Annotated in this window: 14 protein-coding genes; 4 read left to right on the top strand and 10 right to left on the bottom strand. The window is 55.2% G+C overall.

The genetic code is table 11. The features are described from left to right. Window positions 1–14: 14 nt before the first annotated feature. From feoC to greB, 5 genes are all read right to left on the bottom strand, one after another. A complete protein-coding gene (gene feoC, locus EoCCA6_RS10205) occupies window positions 15–251 on the bottom strand; it encodes a [Fe-S]-dependent transcriptional repressor FeoC (RefSeq protein WP_152082552.1) in 237 nt (78 codons plus the stop codon). Between the two features lie 11 nt (window positions 252–262). Beyond that, window positions 263–2,581, bottom strand: coding sequence for a Fe(2+) transporter permease subunit FeoB (gene feoB / locus EoCCA6_RS10200; RefSeq protein WP_152082551.1), 2,319 nt, complete (start codon window positions 2,579–2,581; stop codon window positions 263–265). Window positions 2,582–2,611: 30 nt separating this feature from the next. Next, complete coding sequence (gene feoA, locus EoCCA6_RS10195; RefSeq protein WP_152082550.1) at window positions 2,612–2,839, bottom strand: ferrous iron transporter A; 228 nt, start codon at window positions 2,837–2,839, stop codon at window positions 2,612–2,614. Window positions 2,840–3,142: 303 nt separating this feature from the next. Next, window positions 3,143–5,464: a Tex family protein gene (locus EoCCA6_RS10190; protein WP_152082549.1), complete on the bottom strand. Its 2,322-nt coding sequence runs from the start codon at window positions 5,462–5,464 to the stop codon at window positions 3,143–3,145. Between the two features lie 89 nt (window positions 5,465–5,553). Then, the gene (gene greB / locus EoCCA6_RS10185) at window positions 5,554–6,027 is read right to left on the bottom strand and encodes a transcription elongation factor GreB (protein ID WP_152082548.1); all 474 of its coding nucleotides are present in this window, start codon (window positions 6,025–6,027) and stop codon (window positions 5,554–5,556) included. Window positions 6,028–6,259: 232 nt separating this feature from the next. On the opposite strand from greB, the gene ompR reads away from it, so the two are divergent. Both ompR and envZ read left to right on the top strand, forming a co-directional pair. Then, window positions 6,260–6,979 (top strand): osmolarity response regulator transcription factor OmpR, encoded by a 720-nt coding sequence (gene ompR / locus EoCCA6_RS10180; RefSeq protein WP_001157751.1) that lies wholly within the window; start codon window positions 6,260–6,262, stop codon window positions 6,977–6,979. Continuing rightward, the gene (envZ, locus tag EoCCA6_RS10175) at window positions 6,976–8,322 is read left to right on the top strand and encodes a two-component system sensor histidine kinase EnvZ (RefSeq protein ID WP_152082547.1); all 1,347 of its coding nucleotides are present in this window, start codon (window positions 6,976–6,978) and stop codon (window positions 8,320–8,322) included. The genes ompR and envZ overlap by 4 nt, the downstream gene beginning before the upstream one ends. Before the next feature lie 82 nt (window positions 8,323–8,404). Here envZ and pckA read toward each other — a convergent pair whose 3' ends face one another. Continuing rightward, complete coding sequence (gene pckA, locus EoCCA6_RS10170; RefSeq protein ID WP_152082546.1) at window positions 8,405–10,024, bottom strand: phosphoenolpyruvate carboxykinase (ATP); 1,620 nt, start codon at window positions 10,022–10,024, stop codon at window positions 8,405–8,407. A gap of 379 nt (window positions 10,025–10,403) precedes the next feature. On the opposite strand from pckA, the gene EoCCA6_RS10165 reads away from it, so the two are divergent. After that, window positions 10,404–12,161, top strand: a complete 1,758-nt coding sequence (locus EoCCA6_RS10165) for a DUF4153 domain-containing protein (protein WP_152082545.1) — start codon at window positions 10,404–10,406, stop codon at window positions 12,159–12,161. A gap of 38 nt (window positions 12,162–12,199) precedes the next feature. On the opposite strand, the gene hslO is transcribed toward EoCCA6_RS10165, so the two are convergent. From hslO to EoCCA6_RS10145, 4 genes are all read right to left on the bottom strand, one after another. Continuing rightward, window positions 12,200–13,078 (bottom strand): Hsp33 family molecular chaperone HslO, encoded by an 879-nt coding sequence (hslO, locus tag EoCCA6_RS10160; RefSeq protein WP_023333711.1) that lies wholly within the window; start codon window positions 13,076–13,078, stop codon window positions 12,200–12,202. Window positions 13,079–13,102: 24 nt separating this feature from the next. Next, window positions 13,103–13,504 (bottom strand): ribosome-associated heat shock protein Hsp15, encoded by a 402-nt coding sequence (hslR, locus tag EoCCA6_RS10155; protein WP_152082544.1) that lies wholly within the window; start codon window positions 13,502–13,504, stop codon window positions 13,103–13,105. Then, the gene (gene yrfG / locus EoCCA6_RS10150; protein ID WP_152082543.1) at window positions 13,501–14,184 is read right to left on the bottom strand and encodes a GMP/IMP nucleotidase; all 684 of its coding nucleotides are present in this window, start codon (window positions 14,182–14,184) and stop codon (window positions 13,501–13,503) included. The genes hslR and yrfG overlap by 4 nt, the downstream gene beginning before the upstream one ends. Before the next feature lie 63 nt (window positions 14,185–14,247). Beyond that, entirely contained in the window at window positions 14,248–16,386 is a 2,139-nt protein-coding gene (locus EoCCA6_RS10145; protein WP_152082542.1) for an intracellular growth attenuator family protein, read from the bottom strand. 325 nt (window positions 16,387–16,711) lie between these two features. On the opposite strand from EoCCA6_RS10145, the gene nudE reads away from it, so the two are divergent. Then, entirely contained in the window at window positions 16,712–17,272 is a 561-nt protein-coding gene (gene nudE, locus EoCCA6_RS10140; RefSeq protein WP_152082541.1) for an ADP compounds hydrolase NudE, read from the top strand. The last annotated feature ends 64 nt before the right edge of the window (window positions 17,273–17,336 follow it).

Below are 17,336 nucleotides of genomic sequence, written 5' to 3'. Positions count from 1 at the left end.
ATGGCCCGGCTTTATTAGCGCAGCGCCCACCACTCTCTGAGGCAGGCTTTCCCTTCGGGACAGCTTTTGCAACTGCCGGACAAACAACCATCCGCATCTTCCTGAATGCGCACGGCTTTCCCCATTGCTTCCAGCCGTTGCAGCATGGCATCAATCATCGGTTGCGGCGTATGCAGGCTGTAGCTTAGCTGTTTTGCCTCCATTCTTCCCTGCAATGCCAGCAAATCACGAACCTGAATCAACGATGCCATGTGTTTACCTTTTAGTGACAGTCGCCAGCCGGGCTGCTGCAACAGGTGGCGGCGGTTTTACGTGTCGCCAGCAGGTTGACATCCACGCGGCTCCGCGCTCTGCGCAGAAGGCCAATGACAACCACGTTGAACAGGATCACCGCCAGGATGCAGACCAGGCTATAACGCGGGTGCTGGCTGAAATTGGCGGTCTGATAAAAGACCGTCGCCAGCGAGTAAGCGATGTTCAGCCCCCACAGTACCGAGAAGCCCATCCAGCCGCGGCTGGACTCGCGGGCAATCGCCCCCATCACCGAAATGCACGGAACGTAAAGCAGCACGAAGATCAGGTAGCTGTAGGCCGCTGACGCGCTGCCAAATTTCTCGCTCATCACGCCCATCGCGCCGGTCGCCATTTCGCCGTCGCCTTTGCTGGCTTCGATTGGGTTTGCCAGCACGCTCAGGCTGAAGGTGTCTTTCAGGCTCTGCCAGGTCTCCTCTACGGCACCGAGCAGCTCGTCACCGAGGTTAAATTCTGCCGGGTTAAACTCCTCTTCCTGAATGTTCTCAGCGGTATAGAGTGTGTTCAGCGTCCCGACAACCACCTCTTTTGCCATCGCCCCGGTGAACAGGCCGACAGTCGCTTGCCAGTTATCCTCATGCACGCCAATCGGTTTAAAGACCGGCGTAATGACGCGGCTGACGGAGGCAAGGGCAGAGTCGTTGATGTTGTCCGCCGCCTGGCCGCTCAGCGTGAAGCTGTTCAGCGCACTCAGGAAAATACTGACGACGACAATCACTTTACCGGCGCGCAGCACAAACCCTTTCAGGCGTTGCCAGGTCTGGATCACCAGGCTTTTAAGATGGGGAACGTGGTAGACCGGTAGCTCCATCACGAACGGCGATGCTTCACCACGCATGATGGTGTGTTTCAGCATCAGGCCGGTCAGGATCGCCATCACGATACCGAGCACATACAGAGAGAATACCGCCAGCGCTCCTTGCTGACCAAAGAAGGCCGCCGCAAAGACCGCGAAGATCGCCAGACGTGCCCCGCAGGACATAAACGGTGCCATCATGATGGTCATCAGGCGTTCACGCGGCGCATCCAGCGTGCGGGCACCCATCACCGACGGAACGTTACAGCCGAAGCCGACAATCAGCGGCACGAAGGATTTTCCGGGCAGGCCCAGCGCCTGCATCAGGCGATCCATGACGAAAGCCGCGCGCGCCATGTAGCCGGAGTCCTCAAGGAAGGAGAGGAACAGGTACATCATGCCGATTTGCGGCACCAGCGGCAGAACGGTATTGATGCCGCCGCCGATCCCCTGGGCGAGGAAGATGGTCAGCCATTCCGGGAAGTGCAGGGTGTAACCGACCCACTGAATACCGTGCACGAAAATCGCGACGGAACCGGCATCGAAAACAGGCTGTAACGCACCGCCAATGTTGATGGCGAGCAGGAACATCAGGTACATCACCAGTAAGAAGACCGGCAGGCCGAGGAAACGGTTCAGAACGATTTTATCGACGGCGGCGGTAAAGCGGCTTGGTTCAGCCGTTAATGCGTTGCTGGCCACATCGCAAATCGCGGCGATAGACTGATAACGCGCATCCGCAATGTGCAAAGCAGGGTCACTCAGTTCGTCGCTCAGGCGCGCCAGCGATACGTCCAGTTTGTCTGCCGCATCGCCTGCATACGCACGGCTGTAGATGTCACCTTCCAGCATCTGCAGGCCGAGCCACTGACGCTGTCGGGCAGGCATGGTGTTATCCATCTCCTGCGCCAGCAGGTTGGCTTCGCGAAGCAGCGGTTGCGCGTAGTGCACTAGCTCAACATCGGTGTTGCCCGCGTGTCGGTCAACCGCCAGCTTCAGGGCATCAATACCGCGAGCGCGGGTGGAGACCAGCGGAACCACCGGACAGCCCAGACGTGAAGAAAGGGCATCGATATCAATGCGCAGCTTTTGCTTTTCCGCAATGTCGAGCATGTTGAGTGCCACGATGCAGGGAATACCCAGTTCCAGCAGTTGCAGCGTGAGATAAAGGTTGCGCTCCAGGTTGGAGGCATCGACCACGTTAATTAATAAATCCGCATCGCCGCTCAAAATATAGTGGCAGGCAATCTGCTCATCGAGGGACGTTTGAGATGAAATAGTGGTTAACGAATAGGTGCCAGGCAGATCAACCAGGGTAACCTGATTGTCTGTTGTCATGAACTGACCTTCTTTGCGCTCAACCGTTACGCCTGCCCAGTTTCCCACACGCTGGCGTGCGCCAGTTAACTGGTTAAATAAAGTTGTCTTGCCGGAATTAGGATTGCCAATTAAGCCAATAGTTAATTTTTTCATTGTATTAGACCCACTGAAACCGCTGGCTTGTTATCGGGATACGTTTTCGACTTCTAATAATGCGAGATCTTTCTTACGCAGTACCAGATTCACTCGTCGGGTTTCGATATGAACAGGATCGCCCAACGGTGCAACGCGTACAACCTGGAATGACGAGCCGGGTAGCATGCCCAGTGACAGCAGCTTCTGCCGATAGGCCGGGCTAATCTCACGGGTAAAACCGATAATTTTCCATGCACTGTCTGGAGTGAATTGCATAGCGCCTACTTTACGAGAGGTTAAATAATCTACACTGCGATGATAATGAGAATAGTTTTTATCAGCAATAATAAAAATGTGACGGAATGTTGTTAATGGTATTAATTTACGGCCAGTTTGACCTTGCTCAATATTTATTGAATTTGATGGCGGGAAGACAGGGGGATTTATTTGTTAATGAAGTGATAATTGATGGTTTAAATATGGATATGCAATCGGTTTCATATTTATTAATTAATGAGTGAGTACATCTTTATTTATTTAAATGCCCGGCAAACGTAGTGTCACCGGGCATTAACCGTATTACCGTTTTTTACCCATTGCCGCTGCCAGCGCATCCATCATCGCGCTGTTGCCCGCAGGCTGAGCGTCGCGACCGCGCGGTTTGGCGGCTTTCGCAGCCGGACGTTGCGGCTCGCGGTTGCCACCACGACGCGCGTTGGTCTCGCCTGGCTGCTCGTCCAGACGCATGGTCAGGGCGATACGCTTACGCTGCAGATCAACCTCCAGCACTTTCACCTTCACGATGTCGCCCGCTTTGACCACGGTGTGCGGATCTTCAACGAACTTGTCGGCGAGGGAAGAGATGTGGACCAGACCATCCTGATGCACGCCGATATCCACAAACGCGCCGAAGTTGGTGACGTTCGTGACTGCGCCTTCCAGCACCATACCTGGCAGCAGGTCGTTCATGGTTTCGACGCCGTCTGCAAAGGTCGCGGTTTTAAACTCAGGGCGCGGGTCACGGCCTGGTTTTTCCAGCTCTTTGATGATGTCGGTGACCGTCGGCACGCCGAACTGCTCGTCGGTGAAATCTGAGGCTTTCAGGTTGCGCAGCGCGTTGCTGTCGCCCATTAGCGCTTTCAGCGCCTGCTGGGTTGCCGCCAGAATGCGTTCCACGACAGGGTACGCTTCCGGGTGAACGGTAGAGGCATCCAGCGGGTTATCGCCGTGGTTGATACGCAGGAAGCCCGCGCACTGCTCAAAGGCTTTCGGCCCCAGTCGGCTCACCTTCAGCAACTGCTGACGGTTCTGGAACTGACCGTTCTCATCACGCCAGGCGACGATATTCTGCGCCATCATGCGGGTTAAGCCCGCCACGCGGGTCAGCAGGGGAACGGAGGCCGTGTTCAGGTCAACGCCGACGGCGTTTACACAGTCTTCCACGACTGCATCCAGCTTACGCGCCAGCTGCGTCTGGCTTACGTCGTGCTGATACTGGCCCACACCGATAGATTTCGGGTCGATCTTCACCAGCTCCGCCAGCGGGTCCTGCAGACGGCGAGCGATAGAGACTGCACCACGCAGGGAGACGTCCAGGTCCGGGAACTCCTGCGCCGCCAGTTCAGACGCGGAATAGACGGATGCCCCGGCTTCGCTGACGATCACTTTCTGCGCCGTCACTTTCGGGAACTGTTTTTGCACGTCGAGATAGAAACGCTCGGTTTCACGGGACGCCGTACCGTTACCGATGGCGACCAGCTCAACGTTGTATTTCTCGCACAGTGCCGCCACCACAACCGCCGCTTTCGCTGCCTGGCCGGTATGCGGATAAATGGTGTCGGTAGCCACCAGCTTGCCGGTGCCGTCAACGACGGCCACTTTCACGCCGGTACGCAGGCCCGGATCGAGCCCCATAGTCGCGCGCAGGCCAGCAGGGGCGGCCATCAGCAGGTCGTGCAGGTTACGGGCAAAGACGTTGATTGCTTCATCTTCAGCGCGCTCGCGGACGGTGCCCATCAGCTCGGTTTCGAGGTGCATCAGCACCTTAATACGCCACGTCCAGCTCACCACGCCTTTGCGCCAGCTGTCCGCCGGGGCGTTGTTCAGGCGCAGGCCGAGATGGTCGATAATGATCTGCTCGCAGTGGCTCTCTTTCGGCGGCTCGTCAAACTGCGGGTCGGCATTCAGCGAGAGTTGCAGCACGCCTTCGTTGCGGCCGCGGAACATCGCCAACGCACGGTGTGATGGGGCGGTTGAAATCGGTTCGTGGTGATCGAAGTAGTCGCGGAATTTCGCCCCTTCTTCCTCTTTCCCTGCCACAACGGTGGAGACGATGTGGGCGTTCTTCCACAGATAATCTCGCACTTTGGCGAGCAGGGCGGCGTCTTCGGCGAAGCGCTCCATCAGAATATAGCGTGCGCCATCGAGCGCGGCTTTGGTGTCCGCCACGCCTTTGTCGGCGTCGATAAACTTCGCCGCTTCGGTGTCCGGGTCGTGTGACGGCTCGTTCCACAGCAGCTCAGCCAGCGGCTCCAGACCTGCTTCAATCGCAATCTGCCCGCGCGTGCGGCGCTTCGGTTTGTAGGGAAGGTAGAGGTCTTCTAACTCGGTTTTGCTCAGGGTGCCGTTAATGGCCTTTTCCAGGTCGCTGGTCAGTTTGCCCTGTTCGCCGATGGATTTGAGGATCGCCTGACGACGGTCTTCCAGCTCGCGCAGGTAACCCAGACGGGTCTCCAGGTTACGCAACTGCGTGTCATCCAGACCGCCAGTGACTTCCTTACGATAACGTGCAATAAACGGCACGGTGTTCCCTTCATCAAGCAGGCGAACGGCAGCTTCTACCTGTTCGGCTCTGGCCTGAAGTTCACCCGCAATAATGCGGCAGAGCGAATCTTTCATCATGGCTATTTCATCTGTTGAGTCGAAAAAAATCAGGGGATAGTTATACGGACTGGCACGAAAAAATGCCAGCCGTGGAGGGCGCTCTCGGACTATTTTACGTACTCGATCTCATTCACATACCAGCTGGCTTCACCGCCAGGTGTCTGAACAATGGCCAAATCGCCCACTTCCTTTTTCAGCAGCGCGCGGGCCATGGGGGAATCAATGGAGATATAATCTTTACGGCCAAAAATTTCATCGTAGCCGACGATGCGAAAACGCAGGGTGTCGCCGTCATCATTTTCGATCTCCACCCAGGCTCCGAAGAACACTTTGCCTTCCTGCTGCGGGGAGTAATCGACAATCTTGAGGTTCTCAAGGCATTTGGTCAGATAGCGCACCCGACGGTCGATTTCACGCAGGCGCTTTTTGTTGTACTGGTAGTCAGCATTCTCGCTGCGATCGCCCAGGCTTGCCGCCCAGGTGACCTTTTTGGTCACTTCAGGGCGCTCTTCGCGCCACAGGTAATCCATCTCTTTTTTGAGTTTTTCGTACCCTTCGCGGGTGATCAGTGGCGTTTTCATGCGGTGACCTTCAGACTCGACATCATTGCAAACCTTGCGCACATTACGTATCACATAGAATAACCGACAGCATTAATAATGATTTATGTGATGAAATGTGCAGATAAGCTGCTGTTAAATATGCTTTGTAACAATTTCGACTAGAATTTATACCAGAATTAGCTGGTCGAACACGTGCACTTTTTTAGAATACGCTGTTATTAGACTATCCGAACCTTTGGGAGTACACACAATGCAAGAGAACTACAAAATTCTGGTCGTGGATGACGACATGCGCCTGCGTGCGCTGCTGGAGCGTTATCTGACCGAGCAGGGCTTCCAGGTTCGTAGCGTCGCGAACGCTGAGCAGATGGACCGCCTGCTGACCCGTGAGTCCTTCCATTTGATGGTGCTGGATCTGATGTTGCCTGGCGAAGACGGGCTTTCCATTTGCCGCCGTCTGCGCAGCCAGAGCAACCCGATGCCGATCATCATGGTGACGGCGAAGGGCGAAGAAGTTGACCGTATCGTGGGCCTCGAAATCGGTGCGGATGACTACATTCCTAAACCGTTTAACCCGCGCGAGCTGCTGGCGCGTATCCGCGCTGTGCTGCGCCGTCAGGCGAACGAACTGCCTGGTGCGCCATCACAGGAAGAAGCGGTGATTGCGTTCGGTAAGTTCAAGCTGAACCTCGGCACGCGCGAGATGTTCCGTGAAGATGAGCCCATGCCGCTGACCAGCGGCGAGTTCGCGGTACTGAAAGCACTGGTCAGCCACCCGCGTGAGCCGCTCTCTCGTGACAAACTGATGAACCTGGCGCGTGGCCGCGAATACTCCGCAATGGAACGCTCCATCGACGTGCAGATCTCTCGTCTGCGCCGTATGGTGGAAGAAGATCCGGCGCATCCTCGTTATATTCAGACCGTGTGGGGTTTGGGCTACGTATTTGTCCCGGACGGCTCTAAAGCATGAGGCGAATGCGCTTCTCACCGCGAAGCTCGTTTGCCCGCACCCTGCTACTGATTGTCACCTTGCTGTTCGTCAGCCTGGTGACAACCTACCTGGTGGTACTGAACTTTGCGATCCTGCCGAGCCTCCAGCAGTTTAATAAGGTCCTGGCCTACGAAGTGCGTATGCTGATGACCGATAAACTGCAACTGGAGGACGGCACGCAGCTCGTTGTTCCCCCGGCGTTTCGCCGTGAAATCTACCGTGAGCTGGGCATTTCGCTCTACTCAAATGAAGCAGCAGAAGACGCGGGGCTGCGCTGGGCGCAGCACTATGAATTCCTTAGTCAGCAGATGGCACAGCAGCTTGGCGGCCCGACGGAAGTGCGCGTTGAGGTCAACAAAAGCTCGCCGGTTGTCTGGCTGAAAACCTGGCTGTCACCCAACATCTGGGTGCGCGTTCCGCTGACTGAAATCCATCAGGGCGACTTCTCGCCGCTGTTCCGTTACACCCTGGCGATTATGCTGCTGGCCATAGGCGGCGCGTGGCTGTTTATCCGTATCCAGAACCGACCGCTGGTCGACCTGGAGCACGCGGCGCTGCAGGTCGGTAAAGGGATTATTCCGCCACCGCTGCGTGAGTATGGCGCGTCGGAGGTGCGTTCGGTGACACGCGCGTTTAACCATATGGCGGCAGGCGTGAAGCAGTTGGCAGACGACCGCACGCTGCTGATGGCGGGCGTGAGTCATGACCTGCGCACGCCACTGACGCGTATTCGTCTGGCGACGGAGATGATGGGCGAACAGGACGGTTACCTCGCCGAGTCCATCAACAAGGACATCGAAGAGTGTAATGCCATCATCGAGCAGTTCATCGACTACCTGCGCACCGGGCAGGAGATGCCGCTGGAAATGGCCGATCTCAATGCGGTGCTGGGCGAAGTGGTGGCGGCGGAAAGCGGCTACGAGCGTGAAATTGAGACTGACCTTCAGCCGGGCGAGATTCAGGTGCGTATGCATCCGCTCTCCATCAAGCGTGCGGTGGCCAACATGGTGGTCAACGCGGCGCGCTACGGTAATGGCTGGATCAAAGTCAGCAGTGGCTCGGAACTCAACCGCGCCTGGTTCCAGGTGGAAGATGATGGTCCGGGCATTAAACCTGAGCAACGTAAGCACCTGTTCCAGCCGTTTGTGCGCGGCGACAGCGCGCGCAGCACCAGCGGGACCGGCTTAGGGCTGGCGATTGTGCAGCGTATTGTCGATAACCATAACGGGTTGCTGGAGATTGGGACCAGCGAGCGGGGTGGTTTGAGCATTCGGGCGTGGTTGCCAGTGCCGGTGACGCGCGGGCAGGTAAAAGAGAGTTAATTTCCCCTCACTCCGGCCCTCTCCTACGGGGAGAGGGAGAAAACATGAAAAAAGGCAACTTTCGTTGCCTTTTTATTTTCACCTACAGCTTCGGTCCCGCACTCACCAGTGCAGCACCCGCCGGGGTATCGGTATACTTCTCGAAGTTCTCGATAAACAATTTCGCCAGCGATTCCGCCTTCTCACGCCACTGCTCCGGTGAGCCGTAGGTATTGCGTGGGTCGAGGATACGCGTATCCACGCCCGGCAGTTCTGTCGGGATCGCCAGGTCAAACATCGGCAGCGTAAAGGTTTCGGCGTTATCCAGCGAACCATCCAGAATGGCGTCAATAATGGCACGCGTATCTTTGATGGAGATGCGCTTGCCGGTGCCGTTCCAGCCAGTGTTGACCAGATAAGCCTGTGCGCCAGATGCCTGCATACGCTTCACCAGCACTTCTGCATACTGCGTCGGGTGTAGCGACAGGAATGCCGCGCCGAAGCAGGCAGAGAAGGTTGGCGTTGGCTCCGTTACGCCGCGCTCGGTTCCCGCCAGTTTAGCGGTAAACCCGGAGAGGAAGTGGTACTGCGTCTGGCTGGCAGTCAGGCGAGACACCGGCGGCAGTACGCCGAACGCGTCAGCGGTCAGGAAAATCACCTTCGTGGCATGGCCCGCTTTCGACACCGGCTTCACGATATTGTCGATGTGATAGATCGGATACGAGACACGGGTGTTTTCAGTTTTCGAGGCGTCGTCGAAATCGACAGAGCCATCGGCGCGCACGGTGACGTTTTCCAGCAGCGCATCGCGACGGATGGCGTGGAAGATATCCGGCTCAGCCTCTTCAGACAGGCGAATAGTCTTCGCGTAGCAACCGCCTTCGAAGTTAAACACGCCGTCATCATCCCAGCCGTGTTCGTCATCGCCAATCAGACGGCGTTTCGGATCGGTTGAAAGGGTGGTTTTGCCCGTGCCGGACAGACCAAAGAACACCGCCACATCGCCTTTTTCGCCGACGTTCGCCGAGCAGTGCATAGAGGCAATGCCCCGCAGCGGCAGCAGGTAGTTCATCACCGAGAACATCCCTTTCTTCATTTCGCCGCCGTACCAGGTCCCGCCGATGAGCTGGATACGCTCGGTCAGGTTGAAGGCAATGAAGTTTTCGGAATTCAGGCCCTGCTCTTTCCACTGTGGATTCGTGCATTTCGCACCGTTCATCACGATAAAATCAGGGGTGAAATCCTGCAGCTCTTCGTCGGTTGGACGAATAAACATGTTTTTCACGAAATGCGCCTGCCAGGCCACTTCGGTGATAAAACGCACGGAAAGACGGGTGTCGGCGTTAGCGCCACAGAAAGCATCCACAATGAACAGACGCTTGCCGGAAAGTTGATGAGTGACGAGCCCTTTCAGATGCTGCCAGGTTTCCGGGGAGAGTGGTTTGTTATCATTCTTCCCTTTGCCTTTATCAGCCCACCACAGCGTATCGCGGGTGGTGTCGTCTCGGACGATATACTTATCTTTCGGCGAACGGCCGGTAAAAATACCGGTATCGACGGCGATAGCACCAAGGTTCGTCAATACACCTCGCTCGTATCCTTCCAGTGCTGGATTGAGCTCTTCCTGATACAGCGTATCGTAGTCGGGGTTGTAGACGATTTCCTGGACGTCGTGAATACCATAAGCCTTGAGATCTTGCGGGGTTAAACCATTAACACGCATATCACTGCTCCTTAGCCAATATGTACTGCCTGAAATTGTAGGGTTTTTCTGAGGTTGTTAACCGCGACGGGGCTCATAGATTTACGTATCTGGACAAAACCCTTGCTAACGGAAAACGCTGCGACTCCAGTCACAGGGCGGGCAGATTATCGCAGGAATCGCTTTTTGGTTGGGGAAAATGTTCTTAAAAGGTTAAATGACGGTGAATTTAACCGAAGGAATGTGAATGTAATCGCATACATGTTGGAAAATTACGTAAGAGTTACAGTGTGAAAAACGATTCATGTCTCCTGCCACAGAAGATATTTCAGATTTTATTGTGGGGACCCATTTATCGCTTTGGTGAAACAATACGCTTTTCATGAATAAGGGATGAGAGATGGAAAACAGTGCAACGTTGTCCCCTTCAACGCGCCTTGCGTTGGTGCTGGTGGGCGCATTACAGGGTGTCATCTGCTATTTGATTACCTGGTATATCGGCTACGCGGAATTGCCGTCCGATACGCTGTGGTTACTGTGCGTGGTACCTGCCACGGTAGTGATGACCACCACACTGTCGCTTACCGTAACGTCATTCAGAACGCCTTTCCTGTGGCTGGCGTTAGGGATCGTTGGCGCTGTCGTTGCAGGTATGGGAGCCTGGCTTAAATGGAATGTTGCAGGGCAGGATAGTTGGGAGATCAGGGAGGCGGTGCTATTTTTTGGTTTTCACCTTTTGCTGATGACACTGTTCATGCTGCCGTGGCTTCAACGGCGTTTGACGCCCTCGCCAACGGCCTCATTTTACAGCGACTTTTACAACAGAAACTGGCATAACGCCCTGACCTTGCTGATTATTTTTTTCAGCAATGGCTTGTTCTGGGTGGTGCTTTTCCTGTGGGCTGAGCTTTTCAAACTTATTGGCATACGCTTTTTTGATCAGCTTTTCTTCAATTCTGACGGGTTTATTTCAGTGGCGATTGGCGTAGTTTCTGCGAGTGCGGCAGTGCTGGCGCGAATGCAGGTGCGGCTGATCCTGGCATTACAAAACCTGTTGACGTTGATAGCCACCGGCTTACTGCCCCTGCTGGCTGCGTTGGCGTTACTCTTTATTGGTGCATTGCCCTTTGTTGGCCTGGAGGCCATCTCAGCACGAATTTCCGCTGCGGGCCTGCTGACTACGTTAGCGATACTGCTGCTTTTTCTGGTGACGGTCGTCTGGCACCCGCAGCGTCAAATATTGCCTTACTATTCCCCCCTGCGCGGCATGGTTCGACTTGCCGTGATGGTTGCCCCCGTTTATCCCGTACTGGCAGGTTGGGCGTTGTGGTTGCGCATTTCACAATATGGCTGGTCACCCGAGCGTCTGTATGGCGTGTTGGTTACGATCGTCGCGCTGGTATGGGCCGTCGGTTTTTGTGTCAGCGTTCTTTTTTACCGCCGTGAACCGCAAAAGCTACAGGCGTATGTCACGCCAGCGACAGGATTACTCTCTCTCGCCTTCCTGATCTTGATCCATACGCCGGTGCTCGATCCCTGGCGGATCAGCGTTGAAAGCCATATGGCCCGTTATCAGGACGGCAGAATAACCGCGGATCAGGTCAGCCTGTATATGCTCAGCAATGCCGGACGAAAGGGACGAGAGGCTATGCTCACCCTGCAAAACGATCCGCAGTTTATCTCAAACCCAAAACGCCAGCGCGAGGTTAATGGCCTTCTCTCTGGAAACCGCGATGGAGCGGGGAAAATGACCGCCGCGATGCTGGAAGAGCAGATCCAGCTTGCTCCGGGGATGGCTCGTCCTGATAAGGGATTATGGCAAGCGATGCTGAGTAATCAGTATCGATTCGAGTCCTGCAGTCATGCGCAGGGAAACTGTTTGCTGATGCCGCTGGATCTGAACGGTGACGGCAAACCGGAAGCCGTGCTGTATCAATTTACCGATCGCACAATCATGGTATATACCCAAACGGATACGAGCTGGAGGCTTGCAGGAGACGCATGGAAAATGCCGGAGGGATTGACCCGAGAGGAGCTAGACCGCGCATTACGACAAGGGAAGGTTAAATCGGTTGTTAAACCCTGGGCGGATATTCAGATTTTCGGCGAACGTGTTGATATGAGCTACGATAGCTACAACAACGCGCAGTGGCGTTAACAAAAACGGCTCCTTCAGAAGGAGCCGTTTTGTCATGCTTAGTGAACCTGCGGATCGGCCGGGGAGGCGTTATTGCGGATCTCCGCGATATCCATCGAATTAAACACATAGTGTGTACCGCAGTAGTCACAGTGCATGTCGATTTCACCGTCTTCCGCCATGATGCTGTCGATCTCTTCATCAGGCAGGGTTTTCAGCGCGCCAGCACAGCGTTCGCGGGAACAGGTGCATTTAAATTCCACCGCTTGCGGGTCGTAAACCGTCACCTCTTCTTCGTGGTACAAACGCCACAGCACATCGGTCGCGGACAGGTTGAACAGCTCTTCCGCTTTGATGGTTTCTGTCAGCGTTGCCAGATGCTCGAAGTCGTTGGTCTGGGCATCTTGTGCAGGCAGAACCTGCAGCAGCATACCGCCCGCAGCGGGCTGTCCGTCCACTTCACCGGTACGGATGAACAGGCGAGTTGGCAGCTGTTCGGAACGCATGAAGTAATCTTCCAGGCAGGCCGCCAGGGTATCGCCTTCCAGACCGACCACACCCTGATAGCGTTCACCTTCTTCCGGGGAAATGGTGATCACCAGGTAGCCATTGCCGACCAGCGTTTTCAGGTCCGCATTTTCAGGCACATCGCCCTGAACGCGCGCCACGCCGCGCATCTGCTGCTGGTTGTTGCCGTTGATCACTGCCAGCGTCATTGGACCGTCGCCCTGCAGCTGCACGGTGATATCACCGGCGAACTTCAGCGTGGCGGTCAGCAGGCTGGTGGCAACCAGCAGTTCGCCCAACAGGGTTTTCACCGGCAGCGGGTAGTTGTGGTTTTCCAGAATCTGTTTCCAGGTTTCGGATACGGTCACCAGCTCGCCGCGCACGGCGAATTGTTCAAACAGATAGCGGTGTAATTGGTCGTGTTGGGCCATAATAGTCTCTCGTGCAGGTGAGAATTACTCGCTCTCACCGTGTTTAAATTTCATCAGATCGCGGCGCTCTTTTTTATCCGGTCGCCGGTCAGGGTGTGGCATTGTCAGCGCATTCATTTTGCGTGCCAGCGCGGTCTTCTCACGCTTTTCAATGCTTTCAGCCGTCTCTTCATAAAGCTGTACGGCCTCAGTTGCGGGGCGTCGCTGTTCGGTAATGGCTTTTACCACGACCGTTTTTTCGTCGTTGCCCTGACGCAGCGTTAAGGTGGCATTCAGCTCAACCAGCTTGCTCGGCTTGCTGCGCTGGCCGTTGTAATGCACTTTCCCGCCGTCAACCATCTCGCGGGCAAGGGCGCGCGTTTTATAAAAACGGGCCGCCCACAGCCATTTATCCAGTCTTACCCCGTTAGCGGGCTTTTCTTTCATGGCGTCTCCTTCACGGTCAGTGAGGGGATCATCCGGCGATAGTCGTTCAGCCCCGGATGGCGAAGGTAACTTTTTTCAGCCAGGCCAGAATCAGGATTCGTGACGCCCAGGCAATAGCGAATGCCGAACGTCGCTGCGGAATCCAGAATCGGCTCGCTGTCGTCAATGAACAGGGTACGTTCCGGCTGCAAACCGGTCTCTTCTGCCACCGCATGCCACAACCGCTGATCCTCTTTCGGATAACCAAATGTGTGGGTGGAAAGTAATAAATCAAGGTGTGAAGCCAGACCCGTATGTTCCAGCTTCACGGCCAGATTGTGAGGATGCGCATTGGTGAGCAAAATACGGCGCTTGCCGCTTGCTTTTAGCGCGTCCAGGAAGGGGACGGTATCTTCACGCAACACGGCGCGTGGCCCCTGGGCGGTGGTCATGGCACAAATATCCAAACCGAGTCGCTCACTCCAGTAGTCAAGACAGTACCAGTTTAGCGTATGCTGCACCGCGCTATATTGCGAACGAATGAATTCCTGCGCTTCCGCCGGGGAGATGCCCTGCTGCTCACCATAGGTTTCCGGCACCAGCGTTTGCCAGAAGTAGTTATCAAAGGCGAGATCGAGCAGCGTGCCGTCCATATCCAGCAGGACGGTATCAACCTCCTGCCAGGCGATATCAAGATGCATAAGGGGAACTCCAGCCAGAAGAAACGTGCGCGACAGGGTAGCATAACTTGTCGCGCCGTGAGGTTATCCGATCAGGCTATCGGGAGCGGGGATCAGTTTAGGATTGAGGCAATTTTCATAGTATTGCTGGATTTCAGCCAGTCGCGTGCGCGAACGTTGATAGCGACGCAGCGCCGTATATCCGTTCCAGAAGATACATACCAGCATCGCCATCATCAGCAGGGATGTGCCGATATAACGCCATAAGCCTGCGCTGTCCGGCATCCGGTGCAGGTCGATGTGGCGCGTACCGTTGGCATCGGTAAATATCCCTGTCACGATCCCTTCCGCGCTAAACGGCGTTTGCATCAGCATTTGCGCCAGCCGCTGGAACTCGGCCCATTGATCCTGCGCCGGGTAATCATAAAGCGCGACCTGGGGATAAGGCTGATCGACCAGATCGCTGCCTTCATCGCTGACAATCACAAAACCGCCCGGAGCCGGGCTATTCAGCGCCTGTGCCGCACGGGTGGTTTCACGCATCACGAACGGCGCGGTAGACGTGGCGACCAGATTGTCCAGCGACTCGGCGCTCACCGGACGCAGCAGCACGTTCACGCCGTCCAGACGGCCCGCTTCGGCGCGTTTCACCAGAGCATCCCAGTCTTTACTGTTGCCGAGATTCACCAGGGCATTTTTAAGCCGCACACACTCATCCTGAGCGGAACATAAATCCTCCGTTTTCAGGACGATTTCACCAAAGTCATCGAGCAGCACCATGCCAGATTTTTGAATGGCGGAACGCAGGGCAGGGCTGACGCGAGAATCATCGTCTGCTTTCGGGTGAAGCTGACGATTGACCGTTTGCGTGAGCGCGGTTGCCTTGTTGACCACGTCGGATTCCGGCAACGGTAGCGGCGGGGCATCATTCCAGATGATTTGTGAACAGTCGAACGGCATAAACGGCGAGTTTTGCCGCGTGTTCCAGGCCCCTGGAGCATGGATGTTACACATCCCGGTTCCCTTCAGGCGCAGCGTATCTCCTACTCGCACACCCGCCTCTTCCAGCTGTTTGACGCTGGTGGCTTCTACGGTTTGTGCCCCTTTAATCCAGGACAGGGTGAATTTAATCGGCATATCCAGCGGCACGAAAAGCAGCAGCAGGGCGAAGACCAGCGCCGCGCCGCCAGCAATCACCGTGCTGCGCAGCCAGTGCTGAAGCGGGAAGTTTTTCACTTCGTCATGCAGGGATAAATAACGCCCCTGACGCACCACATGACGGTCGAGATAGATATCAATATCGGTTTTATGCCCTAAATCCTGGGCAATCCATGGCTGCCAGTGGCGCGGGTAGATGAGATCAATAATACCAAGCGAGATATTGTTGATATGTTCCTGATCGTTCTCACCGAATAGCCCCCAGCGTTTAGGCGTTCCGCGCAGGCAGTGAATTTCACGCAGAGACGTTTTCGCCGGAGGCGCAAACAGCCCCCACAGTCCGGCCGCCAGCAGCAGCACTGCGCCACCTGCCAGCCAGGGAACGAAGACGTCTGGCGTCAGCAGGCAGAAGAAAAAGAGCAGGAACGCCGCGACAATCAGCACCGCTTCGCGAATACCGTCCGGGCGGCTCAGCGCGTACTCTTCATGCGTCTCCTGACGAATATTTAGCAGTTCAATCTGCTCTGTCTCTTCACCACGAATAGAGGCCTGCGTTGAGCTTGCGCGTTCCAGCGCAAAGCGCGGCGCTTCCTGAACATATTCACTCAGGGTATGGCCGTTTAAAGAGATAACCAGCGGTAACGAGTCGGTATGGATTAGCTCTACGCTGTTTTCATCATTAATATACTGCTCCCAGAAGGGGGGCAGATGAACTTCAACGGAATCAAGGTAGTAGCGCCATTTATTCGGATCGTCGGTGGTGATGCCATAGCGGGTGATCGAACGCGTCACGCACAGCACTGTGTCGCTTTGTGCGTTAAGATTGAGCGAAACCGGAGCAGCACTGGCACCCGTTGGCCCAGGCGATTGCTGAGATCGGTTTAACGTGTCGAGGTAGTGTTCTACGGAACTGCGTTCTTCAGGCGTGAGCTTACGCGTGGTCGCACCAGCGAAGGCGTTTAAAAAGGGCAGCCGATATCGGCGTTGAACGCGACGCCTGTATACCCACCCTGCAATCAAAGCGCCGGCCAGCATAGCAGCGAGAAAAATCAAAATGGTGCTCATGCTTTCCCCATCTTACTTATCTTCTTACAGGTGTAGTCAATTGCACCTTTAACAATGAATGAGAGTCTGTGGTTGGCTATCGGCAAGTATGGAGTCTAACTTGAGCATTTTGACGCGCATCCCAGTGACCGATGATGATAGCAAAGCCTGCCATGGCGCGATATCAGCAAATTCCTGGAAACATTTCAACCTCTTGACTTTTGTTTTGAAATGAGGACGCCTTCCTGGTACGTTGCATAAATGTAAATAAAGAACAATTGACATTGCCGAAACCGTGCGGCATATCGCACAATAAAGCCAGTTCACCCAGTAAAGACCCATCACGATGAGCAAACCATTACAAAAACCCACCATTCTGAATGTTGAAACAGTCGCAAAATCGCGTCTGTTTAATGTCGAAAGTGTGGACCTGGAGTTCAGCAACGGTGTGCGTCGCGTTTATGAACGTATGCGCCCCTCTTCGCGCGAAGCGGTGATGATAATCCCCATCGTTGACGACCACCTGATCTTGATCCGCGAATATGCTGTGGGAACAGAATCCTATGAGCTTGGGTTTTCAAAAGGGCTTATCGACCCAGGCGAGTCCGTGTTTGAAGCGGCAAACCGTGAACTGAAAGAAGAGGTCGGTTTTGGTGCGAACGAGTTGTCGTTCCTGAAAAAACTGAGCATGGCACCGTCCTATTTCTCCAGCAAAATGAATATTGTTGTCGCGGAAGATCTCTACCCGGAATCACTGGAAGGGGACGAGCCGGAGCCGTTGCCGCAGGTTCGCTGGCCGCTGGCGCATATGATGGATCTGCTGGAAGAACCAGACTTTAACGAAGCGCGCAACGTGAGTGCGCTGTTCCTGGTTCGCGAGTGGCTGAAGGGGCAGGGGCGGCTGTAGCCCATAAAAAAGCCGGGTGACGGCTTCGCCTTACCCGGCCTGCGATGTTATGCCCGATTTTTAT

The organism is Enterobacter oligotrophicus (genome assembly GCF_009176645.1).
In the GTDB taxonomy this organism is placed as follows: Bacteria; Pseudomonadota; Gammaproteobacteria; order Enterobacterales; family Enterobacteriaceae; genus Enterobacter; species Enterobacter oligotrophicus.
The sequence above is the reverse complement of the archived record's forward strand: the minus strand, read 5'-3'. Positions and strand labels throughout refer to the sequence as shown.

What these genes read in the sequence shown, in the direction of transcription:
- feoC (WP_152082552.1), bottom strand. Translation starts at nt 251, where the DNA reads ATGGCATCGTTGATTCAGGTTCGTGATTTGCTGGCATTGCAGGGAAGA.
- feoB (WP_152082551.1), bottom strand. Translation starts at nt 2,581, where the DNA reads ATGAAAAAATTAACTATTGGCTTAATTGGCAATCCTAATTCCGGCAAG.
- feoA (WP_152082550.1), bottom strand. Translation starts at nt 2,839, where the DNA reads ATGCAATTCACTCCAGACAGTGCATGGAAAATTATCGGTTTTACCCGT.
- EoCCA6_RS10190 (WP_152082549.1), bottom strand. Translation starts at nt 5,464, where the DNA reads ATGATGAAAGATTCGCTCTGCCGCATTATTGCGGGTGAACTTCAGGCC.
- greB (WP_152082548.1), bottom strand. Translation starts at nt 6,027, where the DNA reads ATGAAAACGCCACTGATCACCCGCGAAGGGTACGAAAAACTCAAAAAA.
- ompR (WP_001157751.1), top strand. Translation starts at nt 6,260, where the DNA reads ATGCAAGAGAACTACAAAATTCTGGTCGTGGATGACGACATGCGCCTG.
- envZ (WP_152082547.1), top strand. Translation starts at nt 6,976, where the DNA reads ATGAGGCGAATGCGCTTCTCACCGCGAAGCTCGTTTGCCCGCACCCTG.
- pckA (WP_152082546.1), bottom strand. Translation starts at nt 10,024, where the DNA reads ATGCGTGTTAATGGTTTAACCCCGCAAGATCTCAAGGCTTATGGTATT.
- EoCCA6_RS10165 (WP_152082545.1), top strand. Translation starts at nt 10,404, where the DNA reads ATGGAAAACAGTGCAACGTTGTCCCCTTCAACGCGCCTTGCGTTGGTG.
- hslO (WP_023333711.1), bottom strand. Translation starts at nt 13,078, where the DNA reads ATGGCCCAACACGACCAATTACACCGCTATCTGTTTGAACAATTCGCC.
- hslR (WP_152082544.1), bottom strand. Translation starts at nt 13,504, where the DNA reads ATGAAAGAAAAGCCCGCTAACGGGGTAAGACTGGATAAATGGCTGTGG.
- yrfG (WP_152082543.1), bottom strand. Translation starts at nt 14,184, where the DNA reads ATGCATCTTGATATCGCCTGGCAGGAGGTTGATACCGTCCTGCTGGAT.
- EoCCA6_RS10145 (WP_152082542.1), bottom strand. Translation starts at nt 16,386, where the DNA reads ATGAGCACCATTTTGATTTTTCTCGCTGCTATGCTGGCCGGCGCTTTG.
- nudE (WP_152082541.1), top strand. Translation starts at nt 16,712, where the DNA reads ATGAGCAAACCATTACAAAAACCCACCATTCTGAATGTTGAAACAGTC.